The following is a 24,458-nucleotide window of genomic DNA, read 5'->3' on the forward strand; positions in this document are numbered from 1 at the left end:
CCCACGCCATCACCCGCATGCCGGGCCTCTTTCACTATGGCATGCTTGGCAACTCCTTCTTCGTGTGGGCCTAGACCAGATGCCCCCTGCATGTCCAACACAACGCCCCTGGCCACCAATGGCCAGGGGCGTTATGATTCTCGTCGGCATGTAATACCATTTACTATCGAGCCTATCGCATTGTCACCCTGAGCGCAGCGAAGGGTCTCTCTTCGTAACTCAAAGAGATGCTTCGCTGCGCTCAGCATGACGATAATGCGGACAATTCAATCGCAATTGGTATAACTGGCTGCGACAGGCTCAGCCAGCGTAGTCGTTGGCTGAGCCTGTCGAAGCCTGAGCCTGTCGAAGCCTGAGCCTGTCGAAGCCTGAGCTTGTCGAAGCCTGAGCCTGTCGAAGCCTGAGCCTGTCGAAGCCTGAGCCTGTCGAAGCCTGAGCTTGTCGAAGCCTGAGCTTGTCGCAGCCTGAGCCTGTCGCAGCCTGAGCCTGTCGCAGCCAACGTATGCGGGCGTGGTCGTTGGCTGAGCCTGTCGAAGCCTGAGCCTGTCGCAGCCAACACATGCGGGCGTGGTCGTTGGCTGAGCTTGTCGAAGCCAACGACCACGCCCTCGTCACTCGTCACGCGCCACTTGCGCCTCGTCACCCACCACCTCTTCCTCGTCACTCACCTGCGGGTGCCGCGTGGGATCAACGCGCTGACGCAACTCTTCAAAGACTTCAAGGGCGAGAAGCACTCCAGAAGGCGTTCCCTTTTGTGTAATGATGATCGGGTGACCTTTTGCGCGACTATGCTTAATCAGCGCAGCCAAGGCCGATGCGGTGCGCGAGATGGGAATCACTCCATGAAGAAGGTCAACGGCAAATGGATCGTTGGACGAGGTCTGGTTCGACATTGGATGCTCCTGAGTAGAGGGTAAACCTTGATCGAGAAGTATACCCATACATAGGGCAAGTTGCAAGTCTACTGTGACGTTTTCTTTCCTTCTATCTCCGTAGTAACCTGCTCCAACACGCCCTGCTGCATCAGGGATTGCATGTGGGCCGCGACGGCTGGTGGCTGTGGGCCGCCACGTGCCAAGATGCCGATTTCCATCTCCCTGTGCGTGAGCAAACAATGATCAGGTTTTGACTACGCTTTTTTTTCTTTCATGCCATGAGTATGCTATACTTGCGGGGTAACAAGAGACAAACCTACTTACATGATACCTGCTAATGCCGCGGATATTTGATAATATTGAGCAGTCCCTGCTTCCCGCCCTCATCCAGACTCTGGGTGTGTCGGATCGGGCCGATTTCTGTGTTGGCTATTTCAACCTGCGTGGCTGGAAGCAGCTTGATCAATCAATTGATGCGTGGATGGGTGGCCCTGGTCGTTGCTGCCGCCTTCTGGTGGGCATGCAGCGGCTGCCAGAGGATGATCTTCGTGCGGCGCTGCGCGTCTCCGATCGTGAAGCGGGTATCGATAATCAGACCGTCCTGCGGCTCAAGCGCCGCCTTGCCGAAGAGTTTCGGGCGCAGTTGACGGTCGGCGTGCCCAGTGATGATGATGAGCGCGGGCTGCGTCGCCTCGCCGCCCAGATCCGCGCCAAGCAGGTGGTCGTGAAGCTCTTCCTGCGCCATCAGTTGCATGCCAAGCTCTATCTGCTCTTTCGGCCTGACCCGATTAATCCTATCGTTGGCTACCTTGGCAGCAGCAATCTGACCTTCGCTGGTCTGGCGAAGCAGGGTGAGCTTAATGTTGATGTGCTCGATCACGATGCATGCCAGAAGCTTGCGCGCTGGTTCGAGGATCGCTGGAATGATCGCTGGTGTGTCGATATCTCCAATGATCTGGCGGCGATTATTGAGGAGAGTTGGGCCCGCGAAGCGCTTATCCCCCCCTATCAGATCTACGTCAAGATGGCCTACCACCTCTCGCAAGAGGCTCGCGCTGGGCTAACGTCGTTCCAGATTCCACGCGACTTTCGCAGCCGGCTCTTCGATTTCCAGTCAGCCGCAGTGAAGATTGCCGCCCATCATCTCAATCGCCGGGGTGGTGTCTTAATTGGCGATGTGGTTGGTCTGGGCAAGACCTTGATGGCAACCGCGCTGGCGCGGATCTTCGAGGATGATCTGCTGCTTGAAACCCTGATCATCTGCCCGAAGAACTTGGTGAAGATGTGGGAGGACTACCGCGACCAGTATCGTATGCGTGCGCGCGTCGTCTCAATCAGCCGTGTTACCCGTGACCTGCCCAGTATGCGCCGCTATCGCCTCGTGATTGTTGATGAGAGCCACAACCTGCGTAATCGTGAGGGCAAACGCTATCGGGCCATTCAGGAGTATATCCGCGCCAACGAGAGCCGCTGCATTCTCCTCTCGGCAACCCCGTATAACAAGACGTACCTTGATCTTTCAAGCCAGCTTGCGCTGTTTATTGAGGAGGATCATGACCTTGGGGTGCGGCCAGAGCGGTTGCTACGCGATCTCGGCGATGCGGAATTCGACCGGCGCTATCAGTGCCCGAAGCGCTCGCTGGCCGCATTTGAGCAGAGCGAGTATGCCGACGATTGGCGCGATCTGATGCGTCTGTTTATGGTGCGCCGTACCCGGAGTTTTATCCAGGACAATTATGCACAGGTCGAAACGGAAACGGGGCGACGCTACCTGACCTTCGAGGATGGGAGTCGCTCCTACTTCCCGACCCGACGGCCACGCACCCTGACCTTCACGATTGACGAGACGAATCCCGACGATCAATATGCCCAACTCTTTGCCCCCGCAGTGGTCACAACCATCGCGCAACTCGCGTTGCCGCGCTATGGGTTGGCTGGTTATGTGGCGCGTAACGCCGAGCGACTCGCGACGACGGACGAGCGCCATGTGCTGAATAATCTTTCGCGGGCCGGTCAGCGGCTGATGGGCTTCTGCCGCACGAACCTCTTCAAGCGCCTCGAGAGCAGTGGGCAGGCCTTCCTGCAATCGATTGAGCGCCATGTGCTGCGCAACTTCATCTTTATTCATGCGCTGGAACATGGCTTGCCGGTGCCGATCGGAACCCAGGATGCGGGCTTGCTCGATAGCCGAGTCTTTGATGAGGACGCTGATGATCCGGCGGTGACCGACAGCTTCTTCGACGGCGAGCATGGCGATGACGATGCTCAAGCGGTAGAGCGTGAGGACGCGCCGCTGCGCGCCGAGGCAGATTTCCGCCGATGGGCCGCAACGATCTATGCAGCCTATGCCGGATCATATTGCCGCCGTTTCAAGTGGCTACGCCCTGAGTTGTTTGTTAAGGCGTTGGCGAAGGATCTGCGTACTGATGCCCAAGCCTTGATCCACGTACTCCAACGTTGCGGTGCCTGGGATGCCCCCAAAGACACTAAGCTGAGTGCGCTCATCGCGTTGCTGAGTAGAACGCATCCCCACGAAAAGGTGTTGATCTTCACTCAGTTCGCCGATACGGTACACTACCTCGCCAAGCAACTTCAAAGTCATGCGGTGGGGCCAGCCGCTGGTGTTACGGGGGCTGCCCAGGATCCAACGAGTTTGGCATGGCGCTTCAGCCCAGAGAGCAATGGGAAGCGTGAGCTTATAGCGCCCGCCGACGATTTGCGTGTGCTCATTGCCACTGACGTACTCAGTGAAGGCCAGAACCTCCAAGATGCCCATATTGTGGTCAACTATGATCTCCCTTGGGCGATTATCAGACTGATCCAGCGCGCCGGACGGATCGATCGCATCGGTCAGCGTGCCGACGAAATCCTTTGCTATACCTTCCTCCCCGCCGATGGGGTCGAACGCATCATTCAGTTGCGTGCGCGAGTGCGCCGCCGCCTGCGTGAGAATGCCGAAGTGATTGGCGCTGATGAGACCTTCTTCGATGATGACCAGAATGACCAGGTGATTCAGGATCTGTTTACCGAAAAATCTGGTGTGCTCGACGGCGATGCCGACAGCGAGATTGACCTCGCCTCGTACGCCTACCAGATTTGGAAGAATGCGATTACCGCTGACCCTCGGTTGCAGCAGATCATTCCCGATATGCCGCATGTCGTCTACGCAACCAAGACAAACGAAGAGGGAAGAAGGATGAAGGATGAAACGAGCGAAGCACGTGCTGATGGCACGCGATCATCCTTCATCCCTCATCCCTCATCCTTCCTCCCTCATCCTTCCTCCCTCCCCGATGGCGTTCTCGTCTACACCCACACCGCCGATGGGAATGATGCTCTGGCCTGGGTTGACCAAGAAGGTCGCAGTGTGACCGAGTCGCAACTGGCGATTCTGAAAGCCGCCGAGTGTGCGCCAGATACTCCTGCCCGTGCGCGCCATCCTCAGCACCACACGTTGGTTCAGCGGGCGGTTGAGCAGCTTGCTGCCGAAGATCGCTCGGTGGGGGGCGGACTGGGGCGGCCAAGCGGTGCACGTTTCCGTACCTATGAGCGGCTGAAACGTTATGCAGAGCATGTGCGCGGCACCATTTTCGATCTCCAAGAGTTGCATCGGGCAATTGAAGAGATCTATCGCTACCCTCTACGCAGCGTAGCGGTTGATATGCTCAATCGTCAACTCAAGAGCGGCATTAGCGATGAGAATCTGGTACAACTTGTGCTGGCGTTGCGCGATGAAGATCGCCTCTGTCTGGTGCAGGATGAAGCTCCGAGCCGCGATCCGCAGATCATCTGCTCACTTGGGATGTTTGGAGGGATGAGGGAGGAAGGATGAGGGATGAGGGATGAGGGATGAGGGATGAAGGATGAGGGATGAGGGATGAGGGATGAGGGATGAGGGATGAGGGATGAGGGATGAGGGATGAGGGATGAGGGATGAGGGATGAGGGATGAGGGATGAGGGATGAGGGATGAGGGATGAAGGATGAGGGAGGAAGGGGCGTTGAAACACGATGATTTGCGGCAGCGGACAAAGAATTTTGCCTTGCGGATTATTCGGATGTATGGGGTATTGCCAAAGACGACTGAGGCACAGGTGCTTGGCAAGCAGATATTGCGCTCGGGTACTGCCATTGGCGCAAATTATCGAGAAGCGTATCGGGCTCGTTCCGATGCTGAGTTTGTGGCAAAGATTGGCGATTGCTTGAAAGAGTTGGATGAGACGGCCTACTGGCTAGAACTATTGGGCGAGGCTGGGATCGTTTCCGCAATACGGTTAGGGGATCTGGCCGATGAAACAGATCAACTGATTGCTATCTTTACAACTATTGCAAAACGCATACGAGGAAGGAGGCGGAATGAGGGGTGAGAGATGAGGGATGAACGTTCGGTTTCATCCTTCCTCCTTCATCCCTCATCCCTACAGCAGGTATGGCTATTGATGTCAATGAAGCCCGTTCTAGGCTCCAGGCTTTTGCCTTCGCGGATCTGTTTATTGAGGATCTCGGCTGGTTCAGGCCGGTCAATCCCAATCCCGAAACCTGGGATTGCCAAGGGATTACCGTCACCCGTCGTGAACTTGCAAACCTCTCTGGCGTCGTCGTCTTTGAAATTACTACGGCTGATGGCGCTATCCCTGATGAGCCGGTGCGGCGGGCCATTCATCGTGACATCGCCCAACTTCACCTTGAGAATCTGCTGATCTTTCTCAACGCCGAACGCAGGAGCAGCCTCTGGTATTGGGTCAAGCGCGATGGCAGTAAGCGTTACCCGCGTCGCCATGCCTATGTGCAGGGCCAGCCTGGCGAACTGCTGATTGCGAAGCTGAGCGCGATGTTTGTTGACATCAGCGAACTGGATGCCGAGGGCAACTTGCCGCTGCTCGAGGCCGCACGACGGGTGCGTCAGGCCCTCGATGTTGAACCCGTCACCAAGCGCTTTTTTAACGATTTCCAGAAGCTCCACACAACCCTGCTCGGCGCGATCGCCGGGGTCGCCGATGAGCGCGAGCGTCATTGGTACGCCTCGGTGCTGCTCAGTCGGCTCATGTTTGTCTATTTCTTGCAGCGTCGCGGCTTTCTGGATGGGGGCAACTATCGCTACCTGCAGCAGGGGCTTGAGGCGAGTGAGCAGCGGGGGCAGGATCGCTACTTCAGTGAGTTCCTCACGACCCTCTTCTTCGAGGGCTTTGCGAAGCCGGAGGCTGACCGCAGTGCTGCGGCAACGGCGCTGATTGGTAGCATTTGCTACCTGAATGGTGGTCTATTTCTGCCCCACCAGGTCGAGCAGAAATACCCGCGTCTGGCGGTCTCCGATCAGGTCTTGCGTAAAATCCTCGAACTCTTTGAGAGCTACGACTGGGTGCTTGATGATACGCCTTCGGGCAACGAGCGCGCGATCAATCCAGCAGTGCTGGGCTATATCTTCGAGAAGTATATCAACCAGAAGTCCTTCGGTGCCTACTATACGCGCAGCGAAATCACCGCCTACCTCTGCGAACAGACCATTCACCGCCTGGTACTCGACCGGGTGAATCAAATGATGAGGGATGAAGGAGGAGGGATGAGCGCGAACTCTCATCCCTCCTCCCTCATCCCTCATCCTTCATCCCTCATCCCTCATCCCTACGAGACGGTGGGCGATCTGCTGCTCAAACCGACCGACAAGGTCTGCCGCATGCTCCTGCTACAGATCCTGCCCGATCTACGCCTGCTCGATCCGGCATGCGGATCGGGTGCCTTCCTCGTCGCCGCGATGCGCACCCTGATCGAGATCTATAGCGCACTGGTCGGCAAAGCCAAGTTTATGGGCGATACGACCCTTGATGCCTGGCTGGCTGAGATTGAGCGCGACCACCCAAATCTGGACTACTACATCAAGAAACAGATCATCGTCAATAATCTCTATGGCGTGGACATTATGGCCGAAGCGGTTGAGATCGCCCGCCTACGCCTCTTCCTGGCCCTCGTTGCCTCGGCGCGCACAGTGAACGACCTGGAGCCGCTGCCCAACATTGACTTCAACATTCTGGCTGGCAACGCCCTGATTGGTCTGCTGCGTATTGACGAAGAGCGGGCCGAGCAGAAGGCGGCCCAGCAGCAGACCATCCAGCAGATTGGCCTGTTTGAGGCGGGCAAGCGCCAGAGCTACCGGCAGGCGGTGAAAGAGAAAAATCGGCTCGTGACAACCTACCGCGACACCGCGACGACGCTGCGTGGGGTGGCTCTGAGCGCCCTACGCGACGAGATCCAACGCCACCGCGAGGAGGCCGCCGAGGTGCTTGATGCCCTGCTGCTCGACGACTTTCAGAGCCTAGGGATCAAATACGAGGAGGCGACCTGGGATACGGCGAAGGGCAAACTAGGCAAGCCAAAAAAGCGCCCGCTAACCCTGGAGGATCTTCGCGCCCTCCAACCCTTCCATTGGGGCTACGAGTTTGATGAGGTGATGAACGAGCGCGGTGGCTTCGATGCGATTATCGCCAACCCGCCGTGGGAGACACTTAAGCCGGACGCGAAAGAGTTCTTTGGCGAACACTCGGATCTGGTCAGCAAGAAGAAGATGAACGTCAAGGCGTTCGAGCAGGAACAGACCAAGCTCCTGCAAGATCCCGAGATTCTGGGTGCTTGGCTGAGTTACTTAAGTCGCTTCCCGTACCAGAGCGCCTATTTTCGCACCGCAGCCCAGTTCGATCATCAATCAGCGGTGGTAGGTGGCAAACGTACTGGCACCGACATCAACTTTTATAAGCTCTTTGTGGAGCAAATCTTCCACCTGCTGCACCCCGGCGGTCAAGGCGGCATCGTCGTACCCAGTGGCATCTATACCGATTTGGGCGCGACCGGGTTACGCAAGTTGCTGTTTGACCAGACGCAGGTGCGCGCGATCCTGTCGCTTTCGAATGAGCGCTACCTTTTTGAGGGCATACACCACGCATTCAGATACGTCTTTCTTACTTTCGAGAAGGGTGGTCTCACCAATCAGTTTGAAGCCGCCTTCCGCATTAACCCCCGCGAAGCTGTCGGCATCAACGAGATAGATAGTTTCCTTAACACACCCGATCAGCACTTGACGATCAGCCTGGACGTAGTGCGGCAACTCTCACCCGAGACCCTCTCGGTCATGGAGTTTCGTAGTCCGCTCGACGTGACAATCGCCCAAAAATTACTGCGGTTTCCAACTCTTGGCTCGCGACAATCGAACGCATGGAACCTCGTTCTAACTAACGAGTTTCATATGTCAAACGATAGTCGTCTCTTTCAAACCCACCCTTTGCCAACGCGTCTGCCGTTGTACGAGGGCAAAATGATGCACCAGTTTTTTCACTTGCGCGCAGAGCCGAAGTACTGGATTGAAGAGCAGGTGGGCCGGGCCGCACTGCTTGGTCGAACACCCGATGATGGGCAACAACTTGACTATCAGCAGTATCGACTGGCATTTCGCGAGATAGCGCCAAACACGAATGAGCGAAGCATGATTGCAACTATGCTGCCCCAGCGCGTTTTCGCTAATCACAAGTTGATGCTGAGTGATCGCAGGCGCTCAACTATCTCAAATGCTGAACTTCTCTTCTGTTGCGCAGTACTGAACAGCTTCGTGCTCGATTACACTGTGCGCCAGCGGATCGTCACAAGTATCTCGATGTTCATTTTCTACCAACTCCCCGTGCCGCGTCTCACCGCTGCCGACCCACGCTTTGCGCCAATTGTCGAGCGGGCGGCCAAACTGATCTGCACCACACCGGAATATGATGCGCTGGCAGCAGAGGTTGGTCTCGTGAGGGATGAGGGAGGAGGGAGGAAGGATGAGGCCGAACCTTCACCCCTCATCCCTCATCCCTCATCCCTCATCCCTCACCCCTCATCCCTCGCCCTGCGGGCCGAATTGGATGGACTGGTAGCGCACCTCTACGAACTAAGCGAAGCCGAACTCACCCACATCCTGGGCAGCTTCCCGCTCGTCGCCGAGGCACAAAAAGAGGCCGTTCTCACCGCCTACCGCAGCTTTGCGCCGCACCCCGACGACGAAATAAGGGATGAAGGAAGAGGGAAGAGGGAAGAAGGATGAATGAGTTCAGGACGCGGATGCATCCCCCATCCCTTCGCCACGGCGACCTCTACGTGCGCATCGGCAACGCAAAGAAGAAGCTGAGTGCGGAGCAGGCAGTGGGGTATATTGGGGAAAGGTGGCAAGTATGAGTGTGACTGAGTTGATGAATCGCTCACGAGCCCTTGAGCTTCTCACGCAGAGTAAGCCCGTTCTCATGGAGCGCTACGGCGTAACCCGTCTGGCGCTGTTCGGCTCTATTGCCCGCAACGCGGCGCGGAGCGCTAGCGACATCGACATCCTGGTCGCCTTCGATAGCCCGGCCACATCGGCACGCTACTTTGGCGTCCAGTTTTATCTGGAAGACCTGTTCGGCTGCGCGGTTGATCTTGTGACCGAAAAAGCCATGCGTGCGGAACTACGTCCGTTTATCGAACAGGAGGCAGTGGATGTCTGAGGCCGTACCTCGTGCTTGGCTGTTTTACCTAGACGACATGATCGGTTTTGCCGAGAAGGTCATCACCTACTGCGATGGCTTCGACCAAGCGGGTTTCATTGCCAGTGAATTGCATTATGATGCTACCCTACGGAACCTAGAGCTTATCGGTGAGGCGGCGACTCATATCCCGGACAACGTGCGGGCGGCACATCCACAGATCCCGTGGCGGTTGATTGTCGCCACCCGCAACCGCCTCATTCACGGCTATCTGGGGATCGACAACGACACGTTGTGGAGCATTATACAGGATGATATTCCTGCGCTCTTGCCACAGTTGCGTGAACTCAAAGAGCGATCTGCATAACCATGAATCTGGCACGCGCCCGAAAACTGCTTGAGCGTTCTGCCCTGACTGAACTCTTTGTTGAAGAGCTTGGTTGGGATCGTTACGCTGCAACGTTCACTGCCCCGTGCAATGACCACACATATACGCTGCATGGCATCGCTCAGAAGCGCGGGATGGCGGTCTTGACCTGTATGGCCCCAAATGGTGAGGCCATACCTTGCCGCCAACAGCGCAACGCGCTTGAGGCTCACGTTGCGCACATGCTCCATGAGCACCTGATTATCTTCGCCAGCGCCGACTGCGCTGACCAACTCTGGCAGTGGGTGCGTAAAGAGCCAGGACGGCCCATCACTCGCCGTGAACACCGCTACCACTGGCATCTTGATGAACGCCCGTTGCGTGCCGACAACGAGATCAACCCTGACGTGCTTGGCTACATCTTCGAGAAATACATCAACCAGAAGCAGATGGGGGCCTACTACACCAAGGAGGACATCACTGAGTATATCGGTCGCTCCACAATGATACCCTTCCTCCTTGATGAGATGAGTAAGCAGCATCCAGATACCTGGCATGCCATCCTCACGCTGCTCGCTGCTGAACCCGATCGCTACATCCATCCAGTGGCTCGCCACGGCACAACCCACGAGCTACCCGCGCAGATCACCAGCGGGATTGCGGATGTTCAGCAGCGCGAGGCATGGAACCATGTGACGCCGCCAGACTACGGGCTGCCCGGCGAGATTTGGCGCGAGACGGTAGCGCGTAGGCAGCGCTATGTCGAACTCGCGCAAGCCATCCTTGGCGGCAGCCTAACAACGCCCAGCGATCTGATCACCGCAAACCTCGACCTCCAGCAGATAATGCAGGATGTTGTTGATCACTATGCTCCTGCACCCGTGATTGCTACGCTCTGGCGGGCGCTCAACCAGTTGAGCGTGATCGATCCGACCTGTGGATCGGGGGCGTTCCTCTTCGCCGCGCTCAACATCCTTGAGCCGCTCTATGACGCCTGCCTAGAGCGCATGGAACAGCTTGTGAGTGAACAAGACTGATCTCGGGAATAACGAACCGCAGCAATCGAGCAGCACATTCGGTGTTGCAGTGAATAGTCACTCACCTGAACCAGAGCCTGATGGAAGCCAACTCTCGCTTTTTGCACCTGATCAGGTCGTAGAGCAGAAGGCTGCACTCCCGACACCACGCCGACGCAAACGGCACACGGCTGAACCTGTGGCAGCGCGCCGTTCACGTCGGCGCACAGATCCCCCTGCTTGGCCACCCCACGATCGCTTTCCCTACAACAATTCGTGTGCGGGTCAGACCGTGGGTTCACGCGTTTTGGAAGAACTTCGCACCTCACGCAGCCCTCTGATCATCACTGGCTATACATCGCTATCATTTGTAATTGATCTTCTGGCCCACTATCGCAGCCAATCGGACGTGGCGCATGTGCGCCTACTCTTGGGCCATGAGCCGCTTGTTCATGAGCGCTCGACCTACCGGGTACCGGGGCGTCAGACCTTCTCGCGGGAACTGGAAGACTACTGGCTTACCCAGGGGGTCTCGGTCTATCAGAGCTTGGCGGTTCTGGCGGCAATTACCTTTCTCCAGACTGACTTCATTGAGGTTCGCATCTCCGGCAATCCCGATCGACCGGTTCATGCCAAGATATATCAGGCTGACCACGCAATAACGCTGGGATCGAGCAATCTGAGCAACAACGGCATGTATAGGCAGCTCGAAGCCAATGAACGTCACGAAATTCTTGATGGAGAACGTTTCACCGAGGCTTGCGCTCTTGCCGAACAGATCTGGGCAACTGGTCGCGATTACCGCCAACAACTCATTGCGCTCCTAGAGCGTCTTCTGAGCGCCGTTAGCTGGCAAGAGGCGTTGGCCCGTGCCTGTGCCGAAGTGTTGGATGGGTTGTGGGCGCGCCGCTACACGTTGGCAAATCCGCTTGCCCAAGCACTGCAACTCTGGCCGGCCCAGATCCAGGGAGTAGTTCAGGCCATCTGGTTGATTGATCAGGTTGGCAGTGTCTTAGTGGCTGATGCGACAGGCTCCGGAAAGACCCGCCTCGGGGCCGAAATCCTGCGTGCGATGACGAACCGGCTCTGGGAACGGGGCCGGGTGCGCAACCATATTCCTGTTGTTGTTGCACCACCACGCGTACTCACCGATTGGGAGCGTGATGCTACGTCAATTAACCTGCCAAGTGAACGCTATCCTCACTCACTACTAAGCCGCAAGCCGAATGAGAAATATCAAGTACACCAAGACGTGCTTCAGCGAGCACAGGTATTGGCGATCGATGAGGCCCACAATTTCCTTAACACCACGTCCAATCGCTCACGCGCACTCCTCCGTTGTGCGCCTGAGCATACCCTACTGCTTACTGCAACCCCACTAAACCGTGAACTCTCCGATCTCCTGACCATCATCAACCTCTTGGGGCCAGACAACTTTGATGATCACATCATCGATCTGGTACTTCAGGCCGCACAGGTGCGCCCGTATCCCTCAACGGGCGGGAAGTCCAAGACCAAGGGAACGTCGTCGTTACCAATGGGGCCGGACGACATCTTGCTCTTGCAACGTGCCATTCGGCAGTTCATGTTGCGGCGCACCAAACGGCAGTTTAACGCGCTGATTGATCAAGAGCCAGAGGCGTATCGGAATAGGTTGGGCAATCTGTGTCGCTATCCAAAGACACGGGCGCAATACTACCCAACGAACGAAACTGAGCAGGATCAGCGCTGGATCGTGGCCGTGCGCAATGCCCTCGCAAAATTGAACGGGATGGCATTTGTGCATAAAGTGCTGCGTGTGCCTGACTCGCCGCGCTGGCGTAATCATGCTGAACCGGATCGCGCTTGGCTTGAAGGGATGCTGCAAAGTGCCAAAGCGCTGGCAAGCTATCACGTACTGGCTGCCTTGCGTTCGTCCCGGCTTGCCGCCCTTGAACACCTCTTTGGTACCCGCGCAGCTTGGAGCGAATACTATGAAGAGCCGGTACCACTGAAACATACCGCAGAAACCGGAAATCTGCGTAATCGGGTTCGGCAACTTGGCGGGACATTACCGGTGAACCAACTCACCATTGCGGATCTACCTGCCATTCTTACCAATCCAGAATCTCATCGTATTGCTTGTGAACGTGATGCCGAAATATACGATGCTATTGGTGAAATTATTCGTAAAATATCAGATCAGCGGGAGACAAGTAAAGCGCGTCTTATTGCTACGTTGCTTGAACACCACCATCTGCTCATCGCGTTCGATGCTCGCCCCATCACCTTACATGGACTCGCGAGGCGTCTCGCAGATGATCGCATTCAGATCAGGATAGCCACATCTGAACGGCCTCAGGATTGCCAGAAGGTCATGCAAGAATTCAGATTGGGTTCAGAGGCTTCACACATTGTCGCGCTATGCACCGACGCGATGTCCGAGAGTATCAATCTTCAAGCGGCATCTGCCATTGTCCATCTCGATCTTCCTACCGTGGTGCGTCGTCTCGAACAACGTGATGGGCGTCTCAATCGTATGGACAGCGATCATGGTGAAGTGGAGTCCTGGCTTCCGCAAGACAGCAAGGCATTTGCGCCGACAAGCGGCGAGGAGTTGATCTATCGGCGCTACCGCATGGTCGAAACCCTGCTCGGCGGTAACGTTGTGCTGCCAGATGATCTCGCTACTGGATCAACTTCTGTACGAAGAGGGCTTATGGGTCAAACCACTCGACGAGCGGGTGGTCGCCGCGCTTGTTGGTGTACCTGATGATACGTTGTAACATGCTGAGGGTGCTTTTCAATGGCATCAACACTACCCGATTTTACTTATTGCACAAGCGCTTGAAGCGATCATCTCCCCCAACGATATCACCTCTTATTCACATCCCTAAAACTATGAATGGGCGGCTCATGGGAGGCTGAACTACAGGAACGATAAGCACACTTATCGTTCCCTTACTCGTCCAAAACAGTCCTTTTTCGCCCCCAAAGGAACGATAACATGTTGCAAATTGGCCCATTTGTGGTATCTTTGCGAGAACGATAAATCGAGTAATGAGTGGCAAGTGACAAGTGACAAGCAGGGTATGCCACAGAGCAATGAGGTCTGACGTGATTAGCCCCCCTACTGCTGAAGGCTTTGCGCCCTTGCGCCCTTGCGCCCTTGCGCCTTTGCGTCAAAAAGCCCATCGTATAGGATTGCCCCCTACTACCGAAGGCTTTGCGCCCTTGCGCCCTTGCGTCAAAAAGCCCATCGTATTTGGAAAGGCATTGCCCCCCTATGCATCCCGACCCCCTCGCCGCCTACTTGGCCCACCTCGACCAGCACCTCACCGCCCGTGGCCGGCGCGCTTCGCCGGCGACGGTGCGGGCGATTCGTTCCGACCTGCGGGCCTTCATCGCGTGGTGGCAGGCGGTGCGTCCCGTCGCCTTCAACCTGGCTCTGGTGCTCGACACCGATCTCGACGACTACCTCACCCAGCGCCAGCGCGACGGGCGCGCCGCTGCGACGATCAATCGCGGCAACGCATCCTTGCGTAACTGGTTCGCCTGGGCGGTTGGCGAGGGGCTGGTCGCGCACAACCCGACCGGCAGCCTGCACGATCTGCAGGTGGAAGAGACGGCACCGCGTGGCCTCAATCTCGACGGCGTGGAGTGGCTGCTGCGCGCGGCGGCCAAACTGGACGACCCACTGGAGCGGCTGCGCGACACCGCGATGATTGTGTTGCTCTCCGACCTGGGCCTGCGCTCGCACGAGGCGGCCAGCCTCGAACTGCGCGACCTTGATCTTGATGGCGGGGCGGTTACGGTGCGGATGGGCAAAGGGCGCAAAGCCCGCCGCATCCTGATTGATCTTGACGGCCCGACGATGCGCCGCCTGCGCGCCTACCTCGACACCTTCTACCTCGCGGCCAGCCCGCAGGTCAAAGTTGAGCCAGCCGCCCGCGAAGCCGGCACCGTTCTCTTCTTGTCTGCGCGCCACCGCGCCAAGCCGGGCCGACCCTGGGAACCGGGCATGCAAACCGTGACGATGCGCAAGCGCATGATCGCCCTGCGCCAGAGCGCCGTGGCTCTCGTGCGCGCCCAGATCGAACAGGAGAGCGACCCAGAGCGCAGCGAGGCGCTACGCGATCTCATCCGCGACCTCGAGACATGCAGCCCGCACACCCTGCGCCACGGCTTGGCCTATCGCCTCTACGCCGCCGGTGCCACCACCAAAACCGTCGCTCGCCAATTCGGCCACAGCCGCGAGAGTACCGCAATGAAGTATGGCAAGCAGAAGGACAAAGAGATTCGTGGGTTGATGGGGCGGGCGAATCGGCGGTAGTTGGGGATAGCGCCCAACAATGAACTCAGCGATGCCATGCACAACAACGTGAGAGGTGATCAGAGTTCGCTGCTATGGGTTACACATGGTTCGCATAACGTGGTATACTTCCGTACAGTAACACAAAGCCCACCCCGGCGGCCAAGCTGAAGAGTGGACTTATGTACCTGTACGTATATCATTGTCCTACACGATGATTGTAGCACGCTGGTCTGTTACCTGCAAAGATTGCCATCCGATCCTCGTACTCTCGTACAACTTTGCATTTAGGAAAGCTAAACCCCTTGTTTATGCCACCTTTGCCATTTCGTTCTGCTACTTGGTTTGCTAAAACCCAAGTAGTTGGTGAGTGGGTCACTTAATAACTTTCCCTTCATTTAGCATAAATTCTCAATTAGGAGGTTTCATGCCCTGGAATAGAAATTTGCATGTACCAAAACTTCTTTCATGGCACGGGCATGATCAAGGCGGTGTCCATGTCCCTTTCAAGCAGGGCAGTAATCCTCTGGGTACTACCATTACAACTAATTTAGTACAGCGGCTACGATCCTTAGCGCGTGCGATTGCGACAGGAGACACAGCCGCACCTCGATGGATTTTCCTTATTGGTGGGCCTGGAAACGGTAAGTCAGAGACCGTCCAGGATTTTTTGTACACACTTGACTCAGAGCTAGGAATGCAAAATGCTCTTGTTAGCTTTCTTGCTCAATCTTTTGATCCACAGCCGATCGTCCGACGTCGGGTAACTGTTGAGAATGACGATCTCTCCACCACTATTGGGACATTTGCTAGAAACGTTCGACGTCTTCTTATTGTTCAGGATGCAACAGCAACTGATGATGCTTTGGGTAATGCAGCTCAAGAACTTGCCAGTGACATCGCCGATCTGATGACTGGCCCAGAAAATCCCCGACCGGTTTTCATAGCATGCGCCAATCGTGGTTTATTAACTCGCGCACTTAGAGAAGCAGTAAAGGAATGGGGAGGCAACAACGAAGTTACTAGACTCTTGTCTGAGCTTATTCGAGTATCTGGTCTTGGTATTGAAGCACTTGCAAGTCAACGTCGTCCATGTTGGCCATTAGAGGGTTATCCCCATGTGGCTTGTTGGCCCCTAGACTTGGAGAGCTTATTAGTAGCTCAGGGCGCTGGCTCTGTGCCTGTGGAGCAGATACTGATAGAGGCTACCCAAGAAGACTTGTGGCAAGTAACAGGACGATGTAGTGATTGTGACGCCGCGAACGTTTGCCCATTCAGGCAAAATGCAGAATGGATCCGAACGAGTGCCTTCAGAGAATCTCTTAGAGTTGTGCTACGCCATGGAGAATTGGCAACCGGGCAAAGATGGAATTTTCGCGACACCTTTTCTCTCACCGCAGAAAGCATCGTAGGACAATGGAGCGACTTCGAGCAGTTTAACCATCCGTGCGATTGGGTTCATGCCCGATGCCAAGAAGCAATCGATCCCGTATGTCCAAGTCAAGTTTCCTCTGCATATGCACTTGTTCGGAGACTGTATCCGCAATCATTGTTTCCCGTGCCATGGCCTCAGGCGATTGCCGAAAAATACGACTCAGAAGATAAGAATTGGGCCGCGCAGGACATATCACGCGCAACTATTCGTGTACTTGCAAGTGAACGAATAGATGTATCCAAGCAAATTCGACAAATATTATTAAACAATTACAGTAGTCTCGATCCAGCTATGTACACTCCTAGCAATCCAAGCCACATACTACGGCAAATCGAGGACGAGTACAGCCAATCCATAGAACAAGGAAACAACACGCCGTTTAGTATATCCTTGGCTCCAGTTGAAATTCTGTTTCTGGGCATTCTGCGAGCGGCGGAGGCGGAATGGAATCTACTGGGGCGCAGTGCGCCTCATGCCTCTCGTATCATCTACTTACTCCGAAGGCTTGCAAGTACAATATGCAAGCGTTCAGTAGGCGTACGATTAGGCCACCATGCGAATGAGGATTATTTAAAGGACTTTGAAGATTCGCTCCGAGACACTCGCAAACTCAATGAGATAAAGGATACGTTACAGCAACTCTTAGGAAGAGACGGTCTAAAGTTCAACATGTTGGAGAGCTTTGGCCAACCGCAAGGAGAGCAAGATAGGCTAGTTGTCTTGGAGGGGTCTCCTGCAGGACTACGCCCATATGGCGCTCCAATAGGTTCAGATACAACACCAGCCCACGATGTGCCCTGCTTCGAAATTAGTAACACCAGGTATCGCATGCCTATTACGTTCGATTTCTACCTAGCATTACGATTGCGCAAAGAGGGATGTACAAGCAGTAGCCTTCCTGCCAGCGTACGAGCGTCGATCGATCGAGTACGACATCGATATGCGGGTGTACTTTGCCGTGATAAGGAGAGATTTGCTGACGGCACTGCCCGTATCGTTGTCAATCAGCAGGTCGCTATAGTTTTGGGTGATGAGAACGCTTCTCCTTCGCTATCAATGCTGTAGAGGGGTTGTTTACAGTGTCAGTAAACGAATTCATCGTCGATCCAGCCGATCAGAATCATCTTTTATATGCCGATTCCATTTTCACTACTGTAGCACCTGAGTATTCAACAAGTGAGGTGTTGCTCGGATCGACATACCGAAAACTCGTCCTCGACAAGCATGATCGAGAGATTGATCTTGAACAGATTTCTAGTCTCGCCGGTTCTTTGCCCCCCACTACTGGTGAGCCAAATATATGGGATGAACTCTTGTTTCAGGGAGGCGGACTGGCGAGTCCCGCACGTAGTGGGCAACGAGGATCAGTGGTATTTCGCCAACTTATGCCTCTCATACCCGAAATAGGTCGCTATGCATGTGTTCTTGGGCGCGTCAGAAACCGTTGGTATCCTGCAAATCTCCTTTTGCAAGTGATAGGTGCAGGTCGAGGTCAGCGTGGCAGTCAAGTACTTGTCGAGAACTTAGGCAATGCACTTCTCGTGAGCGACAACGACGATATCTTTGCGCGATTTGCAGCACAAGCTTTTGGCTCAGTAGAACCTTTACCCACACCAGTACCGTTCACAAGTATGGCTCTACAAGAACGTGAAGCACGGGCCTTTCGGGGGAAGCCCCCCCCTCTTATAGGAAACTCTCCTGCTGAGCGTTTCTGTACTGATCTTGAGGCGGTGATACGTCTCAAAGAACAGTTGACTCGACGGCAGTGGACGGTATTGGTGGAAGCGATTATCCGTTTAGGATTAGGAACTCACCTGCTATGGGTCTGCCACGTAAATGCTTCTTACTGGGACTTCGTCTTACGGGCAGTACAAAGCGGCCAGGTGCCAACAGCAGTTGAGATCGAAGACGCGTTGTGGTACTCGCATCGTAGTACACGGCCATTACTCGAAGTAGGCCGCGATGCTGTGCCTTTGATTAAGCAGATACTCGAACGGTACGTCTATGCACGCTTTGGATTGAATCTACTCCTGCATCGTCTGGAGGATAATAATCTGTCGTGGCCTCACAATCGCACACTTGGCAGTGCTGCAAATGCGAATCTGTCAACACCGGAAGTGTTGCGGCAATTCATCGAGTACGTTGTAACAAACCGGCTAAGTATCGAGGCTACTGATCCGGCTGGTTGGCTTCGTTCAGAGTGTACTAAGTTGCTTGACCAGAAATTAGGTTTAGTCAAATGCGAGGGCGGGTTCACTAAGAACATGCTAGAGTTTGTGCGGCATAGCTTGGGCCAAATCGAAACGCAAGACCCTGAGAAACGTTCGTATGACCAGTCGTACCTCTTGCTGAACTCACGGAGAGGACGAGGTCGATCATCACCATTGGTTATCCAACCAGGCCCGGCAATGCTCATTTTGCTGGTATACATATGCTGTCAAGCCCAGAGTGATGTTCCGGCAAGTTTGGAAGATCTCCGTGGACATATAGCAGACTATGGGCTGCATGCACCCGCTGGAGAACTAGCGGGTGGTCAGGTCGGAATGGATTTGAAGAAGTTGGGATTGGTTGTTGACAGTCCTGACGCAGCAGGTGGTCGCCTACTAGTTACCCCATTTTAGGTGATTATAATGCAGTATCTCGCCGCCATGCTCAAGGAATTTTTGGAGAGGCATTTTACGGACGCGCTTCGACGCGATTCAACTGCATCAGTACGACCAGTACTGATTGGACCTCCAACAGAAACCCTAGGAATACTTTATGATTTATTAACCGCAAACGGTGCCAGCAACTGGGGCATGAACGGTGGTGAGATTGTAGTTCTATATGTACGCAGCCAGGGTAATGCAAGAAACACGACCTCTCCATCTCCCATTTTAAGCCGAGAATGTCAGTGGGATTACGCAGTAACGGTGCGAAATAGTCACTCGCAAGTGGTTATTCTTGCTGCTCCATCGATGTGGGATGGTCGACCTGAGTCACTTGCTAATACAACAGAGACGCTAGGCACACTGCAGACGGATAGACAAGGACGAAAAATTAAAGATCCGTTATGGAAATTTGTCATTGAGCGTATTGCTGAGACAACAGCTGCTCTCGAAATCACCTGTCGGAACGCGCTTCAGGAAATAACAAAACAGAGCCAAGACCTCGATCCTGATATGCGAAACCGCGTGCCTTGGGTTGTAGCAAATGAACTACTGTCACCACCTCCCGCCGGTCTTCTACCAGTGGATATCATAGCCTTAGCATCTGGACTCCCCCCATTTGGTGAAACTAATATAGATTTGAATGGTGCGATGCGGGTCATTCGGCGCTTGGGCAACTTCATTGGTGATCAGGGTCTGGTGAGTAGCTTTGATAAGCTACGAGGAACTCAGGTTGCACAGGCAGGCTCATTTGAAAATGACTTATCTGCACTCGAGACTGCTATTGGATCAAAGGTACTTTCGGGTGCAGGTTTCGAGCGTGCCCCTGCCTGGTTTTATCGGCCGGGCCAACCAATTCCATCGTGGTGGATGTCATTGGATGCTCAGGTATTTAGCCAGATACTTGACGAGGCGACCGATACACGGCCAGCTCGTGTCGAGTTACGATGCGAAAATGCCCTCAATGGCCCCGCACCCATTAAAGGAGAACCTTGGATTACGGCGAACTTAGTCAATTTGAGGGTGAGTGCGCCAGCCGGAAGTATATTCGCGGGACCGTCTTTTAGCCGCCGGATCCGCACTCAGCAGACGACGTTATCTTCTGATTCGAACGATGCAACGCTCTGTATTGACACAAATCCACCACCTCATGATAGACCGATGAAGTATCTTGTAGATGCGCCGGGGTTCGCCTCTACACCTATTGATGTACTCGTACTTGACAGTTTTCGTTGTGGTGGCTTGGCACGTGTTCGTGATGCAGACCAGATACGTATTCCACAGTTTACTCGTACACAGGACACGTGGAGGCAAGAAATAACATTACCGCGAGCAGGAGCCATTGACCTTACTATATACCATTCTCAACAGGTGGCGACTGTGCATGTCGAAGGCCCAACCAAGCAGCCTCTTAGCAAGTCTACAACTCCAGGAAGGGCGCAGGTAACATTTGTTATTGAAGTCGAGGATGACGAAGAAGCCATGGTCGTCCTAGAAGACAACGCTGGCAATAGTATTGGTCGGTGGATAATTCATTTTACAGTGCATGAAGCAACAGAAATTGCTCGCAACAGATACGAAGCACTTGTGGCAGTACATCAAACACCTCGGGGTGCTGGTCGTCCACGTACTCCTCGTCCCCAGAATCGGCTTATACACCGTATCGAAGATGCTTGCATCTCGTCTCCTAACAGTTGGAGGCCAATTCTGGCCTGCTGGTCCGAAACGGCATTAGTTATTCCTACAATCGACTGGGATGATCCTTGGTTGGGTGATACTCGTCCACAGATTGATCCTCGACCCAATTTCACTCCTCCTCAAGTTGTCTTGGATGCCCGTGAAGCGGTGCGATCCTACATCCAAAAACAGTTACGAACTATAGGAGAAATAGATTTAGGAGAGATGAACTTCGTACCGCTGGTCGAAAGCTATGTCCAAGTATACCGTGATTGGTTAGAGGCCGAGCCACACCATGCTACATGGATTGATTCTCTTGCTGTGCATGCCGCTCTGTATAATGCACAAGCAGGGCGCTATATAGCAACGACAGAGCCAGTTGCCTTGTTGCTTTCTCCACTCCATCCACTTCGGCTTGGATGGCAGTGTCTTGCTCAACAGCAACTCTTTAATTCTCTAAACCGGCTTTGCCCTGCGGCAGGACTTCTTGATCCTAGTTCCTGCCCCGATATAAGTGCCTGCTATATTTTCCAGGGCGGAAACAGGCAAATACGCGCATTCTTTTCAGTCGCTTGTGACAACCCATATTGGTCAATTCTATGGAACCAGGGTTTTTTAGGTCAGCGAGATGAACGTGCTTCAGTGTTAGTTCGTCTCTCCGAATTAGGCTTAGAGTCGCGCGGGATCACCGGAGGCTTCAGCCGATCCCAAGCGATTGATAGTCTGGTCGAGATCACGAAATTGCTGCCTGGACGTGCAACCTTGCGCGTGGGTATCATTGGATCGAAAGAAAGTTCATCCGCTTGTGCTGACGGGGTCTCTGACTGGTGCATTGATCAGTACGATAAGGAGGTTTCGCTCGGCATATCTCCGTTTGCTGTTGATGTCTATGATTTGCGGGGAGCATCACAACCTTCACCAGAGCAGTTAGCTCTTCTGTCTGAGAAGACCCAGGAACGAGTAAGGTGGTTTAAGCTTGATACCGTTCCGACAACATCTAAACAGGATCTAATTATTCTTGACCAATTGAGTGCAGAGGCACCAATCGGACGAGATGGTACAATACGTTCGCCTATCGGGAGTGGTGCTCTCTGCCGTGTTCGCATTCGCGAGGATTTTCAGAACGCGGTCTGGATTAGGGAGTCTCGAGCAGCAAACAGTGCTCCTAGCCCTGTTGGATTGGCTGGACTCCTTCAAGAAACGGTCACTAGGTTTGAGGAACTAGTTCCTCAGGAGACTGGTACATCACAACTACAATTTCAGCCCAACCAGCAGGCAATTGGTAGCCGCCTCAGCCAATCCACCTACCTTGCGGTTACCTCAAGTCAGATAGACCCAGCCTGCATTATCCGGGGAGCTACTGAGCAGCAAGGATATCTGTGGGACTATGAACTGCCCGGCGTGCTGGGTGGCGATGAGGATAGCGCAGGTTACTATCTCATTGCTCAGCCTCTTCCTGCGATGAGGCGAGCGATAGAACGCTCAGCAGCATTCGTGGCTCCGGGTGCACAAGTACAGGATCTTCTTGACGAGATTTCCCGGCGTGGTATACCAATCCTGAAACGTCTGGCGAGTGGCGGATCTCAGTCTCGTGGAGAACTTGGACTGCTGCTTGCCGTACGCCTTCTACAGGATGCATTTCGAAGTGGCTCAGGGACGGTTAGACTCCCTGTATGGAATGGTGAATGTATCCACTTGCTGCTGCCGGTTGATCCGTATGAGGAACCGTTTGAGCGTGTGCGGCACCGCTTGTGTAATGACACAACCTCTGCACAACGTCCCGATCTGCTCATCTTTGCCATTCAAGCACCTGCTAATGGTTCTCCAATCCAGTTGAAGATTACGCCCGTTGAGGTCAAATTCCGGGAAGCCTCCCTTAGCTACTCAGACCAACAATCAGCTCTACAGCAAGCCGCTAATCTCGGTCAAGTTCTTGACACCGTCTGGGTTCAAACGCCACAAAGTGACTTATGGGCTACTTGTGGTGCTGCTCTCTTAACACAATGTCTTAATCTCGCGTTTCGCATTTACGCTGATGCGGCTATTCATGGCGGTACTTCTCCTGAATGGGCACAGTTACAGGCGCGTGTTATCCAAGATGTGTTGAGCAGAACAGCATCAATTACCATAAATAGTGGGGGGCGATTACTGGTATTTGACCGTGCCAGCCATGCATCGAGCATGATCGTCGATGTTGATGGAGACGGTTGGCAAGATACAGCGATACTGTGCCGCGCCGATGCAGAGGTTTTGCTGACAGGCAACGGAAATCTTTCACAGCTAGGGGATGACGCGGTTCGCCTTCTAGACTTCTCATTCCCGGCTTGTGGCAGTCAACCAGCAGGTAATCCGCCATCGGCCAAGACGACACCTCAAACGTCGCCGTCTCAGCAACCTCTGGCCGCACCTTTAGTTGAGCAAAGCTCACTGTTTTCACTTGACCTGGGCATTAATGAAGTGAGGGCACCATCGTCTTTGCAATCCCCTGACATGGAACGTGTGGAGCCCATAACGGAAGTACCCCCAATTAAGCAAGGGGGATCGCAAGAAGAAGCAACAAGCGCACCGCTCAAGAGTGAGGGGGTTAAAATTATTGACGAGGCGACCAGACCTTTAGTTGATGAACGCCGAGGTGGTAGCACGATCCCGGTAGAAATACGGCAACAGGTGCGAGACGCGTTCGAGGGCTTTATTGGAAATGCGGCTGGGGTTCGGCGCATCACCAATGATTTGCTACGTGCCCTTATTGATAATCCACCACATCTTTCGAAGAATTACTTGCTAACAGGGCAACCAAGTACCGGCAAGACCGAGCTTGCCCGCCGACTCGCAGCCGCCTTACGACTGCCATTTGTGAAACTGGATGGTCGTGGTGTTGGATCAAGAGAGCGGCTATTTGAACTTGTAAATGGTGAGCTAAACCAGCGAGGACTCCGAGCTTCTCAGATTGGGCAACAAGCAGGTTTGCCGGTCATTGAGTATCCACCATTGATTATCTTTATTGACGAAGTACATCTGGTACCACGCACTGTGCAGGAGAGCCTGCTTACAATGCTAGAAGCAGCGGATAGGACGGTTACACTCCAAAACCAAGTGGCACAAGTCAACCGTACCACTTTCTTGTTTGCAACCACCCGTGCTTCTGATGTAGATTCAGCGTTTCGAAGCCGCTGTGCAGAGGTGCAACTCAGAGAGTACAACCTTGAAGAGGTCGCTCAGATTGTCAACTACCGTTTTCCTCATGGGTGGCCGACAGAAACTTATCACTTAATAGCTCGGCTAGGGCGGTTGGTACCTCGCGTCGCACTGGATCTCGCGCGTGAACTAGAAACTGAGATGACTGTCTCGGAGTATCCCGAACGCAACATCAACGAGCATCTCGAAGAAGTACGCAAAGCTCGCGAGATTGATGAAATAGGCCTTACTCCTACAGACATTGCTTACCTTGACATTCTGAATCGGGCAGATCGGCAGGTAGGGGAGCAAGCCATAGTCAACATGCTCCGAACGGTCGACAAGGATCGAATTGTTGACGAGGTAGAACCCTTTCTGATTCGGCTTGGCTTCATCCAGTTAGGAAAGCAAGGGAGGGTAATCACGGATGAAGGCCGTAGCCACCTCACTCATCTGAGGAAAAAAACATAAGGATTTCCTGCAAAAGTATCGCATC

12 protein-coding genes are annotated in these 24,458 nt (G+C 54.2%); 11 read left to right on the forward strand and 1 reads right to left on the reverse strand.

All coding sequences use genetic code 11. The features are described 5' to 3' along the window. Positions 1 to 611: 611 nt before the first annotated feature. Positions 612 to 893, reverse strand: a complete 282-nt coding sequence (locus tag CJ255_RS07130) for a type II toxin-antitoxin system prevent-host-death family antitoxin (protein WP_097643399.1) — start codon at positions 891 to 893, stop codon at positions 612 to 614. A gap of 319 nt (positions 894 to 1,212) precedes the next feature. Between CJ255_RS07130 and CJ255_RS07135 the strand changes: the two genes are divergently transcribed. The 11 genes from CJ255_RS07135 (at position 1,213) to CJ255_RS07180 (ending at position 24,433) form a co-directional block, all read left to right on the forward strand. Further along, complete coding sequence (locus CJ255_RS07135) at positions 1,213 to 4,707, forward strand: helicase-related protein (protein ID WP_097643400.1); 3,495 nt, start codon at positions 1,213 to 1,215, stop codon at positions 4,705 to 4,707. Between the two features lie 168 nt (positions 4,708 to 4,875). Continuing rightward, positions 4,876 to 5,241 (forward strand): four helix bundle protein, encoded by a 366-nt coding sequence (locus tag CJ255_RS07145; RefSeq protein WP_217352420.1) that lies wholly within the window; start codon positions 4,876 to 4,878, stop codon positions 5,239 to 5,241. A gap of 62 nt (positions 5,242 to 5,303) precedes the next feature. Next, positions 5,304 to 8,939: an Eco57I restriction-modification methylase domain-containing protein gene (locus CJ255_RS07150; protein ID WP_174714060.1), complete on the forward strand. Its 3,636-nt coding sequence runs from the start codon at positions 5,304 to 5,306 to the stop codon at positions 8,937 to 8,939. Positions 8,940 to 9,066: 127 nt separating this feature from the next. Next, positions 9,067 to 9,375, forward strand: coding sequence for a nucleotidyltransferase family protein (locus CJ255_RS07155; RefSeq protein ID WP_245863236.1), 309 nt, complete (start codon positions 9,067 to 9,069; stop codon positions 9,373 to 9,375). Then, positions 9,368 to 9,721: a HepT-like ribonuclease domain-containing protein gene (locus CJ255_RS07160; protein ID WP_097643402.1), complete on the forward strand. Its 354-nt coding sequence runs from the start codon at positions 9,368 to 9,370 to the stop codon at positions 9,719 to 9,721. Before CJ255_RS07155 ends, CJ255_RS07160 begins: the two co-directional genes overlap by 8 nt. A 2-nt stretch (positions 9,722 to 9,723) precedes the next feature. Next, positions 9,724 to 10,758 carry a hypothetical protein gene (locus CJ255_RS07165; RefSeq protein ID WP_097643403.1) on the forward strand — a complete coding sequence of 345 codons (1,035 nt, stop codon included), beginning with the start codon at positions 9,724 to 9,726 and terminating at the stop codon, positions 10,756 to 10,758. Next, positions 10,745 to 13,489, forward strand: coding sequence for an SNF2-related protein (locus tag CJ255_RS07170; RefSeq protein ID WP_097643404.1), 2,745 nt, complete (start codon positions 10,745 to 10,747; stop codon positions 13,487 to 13,489). Before CJ255_RS07165 ends, CJ255_RS07170 begins: the two co-directional genes overlap by 14 nt. Positions 13,490 to 14,002: 513 nt before the next feature. Next, positions 14,003 to 15,049, forward strand: a complete 1,047-nt coding sequence (locus tag CJ255_RS07175) for a tyrosine-type recombinase/integrase (protein ID WP_097643405.1) — start codon at positions 14,003 to 14,005, stop codon at positions 15,047 to 15,049. A gap of 406 nt (positions 15,050 to 15,455) precedes the next feature. Then, complete coding sequence (locus CJ255_RS22555; RefSeq protein ID WP_124681845.1) at positions 15,456 to 17,528, forward strand: hypothetical protein; 2,073 nt, start codon at positions 15,456 to 15,458, stop codon at positions 17,526 to 17,528. 14 nt (positions 17,529 to 17,542) lie between these two features. After that, a complete protein-coding gene (locus CJ255_RS22560) occupies positions 17,543 to 19,084 on the forward strand; it encodes a hypothetical protein (protein ID WP_124681846.1) in 1,542 nt (513 codons plus the stop codon). Positions 19,085 to 19,093: 9 nt separating this feature from the next. Further along, entirely contained in the window at positions 19,094 to 24,433 is a 5,340-nt protein-coding gene (locus CJ255_RS07180; RefSeq protein ID WP_097643406.1) for a Holliday junction DNA helicase RuvB C-terminal domain-containing protein, read from the forward strand. The last annotated feature ends 25 nt before the right edge of the window (positions 24,434 to 24,458 follow it).

It is taken from the genome of Candidatus Viridilinea mediisalina, assembly GCF_002532535.1.
Lineage (GTDB): Bacteria > Chloroflexota > Chloroflexia > Chloroflexales > Chloroflexaceae > Viridilinea > Viridilinea mediisalina.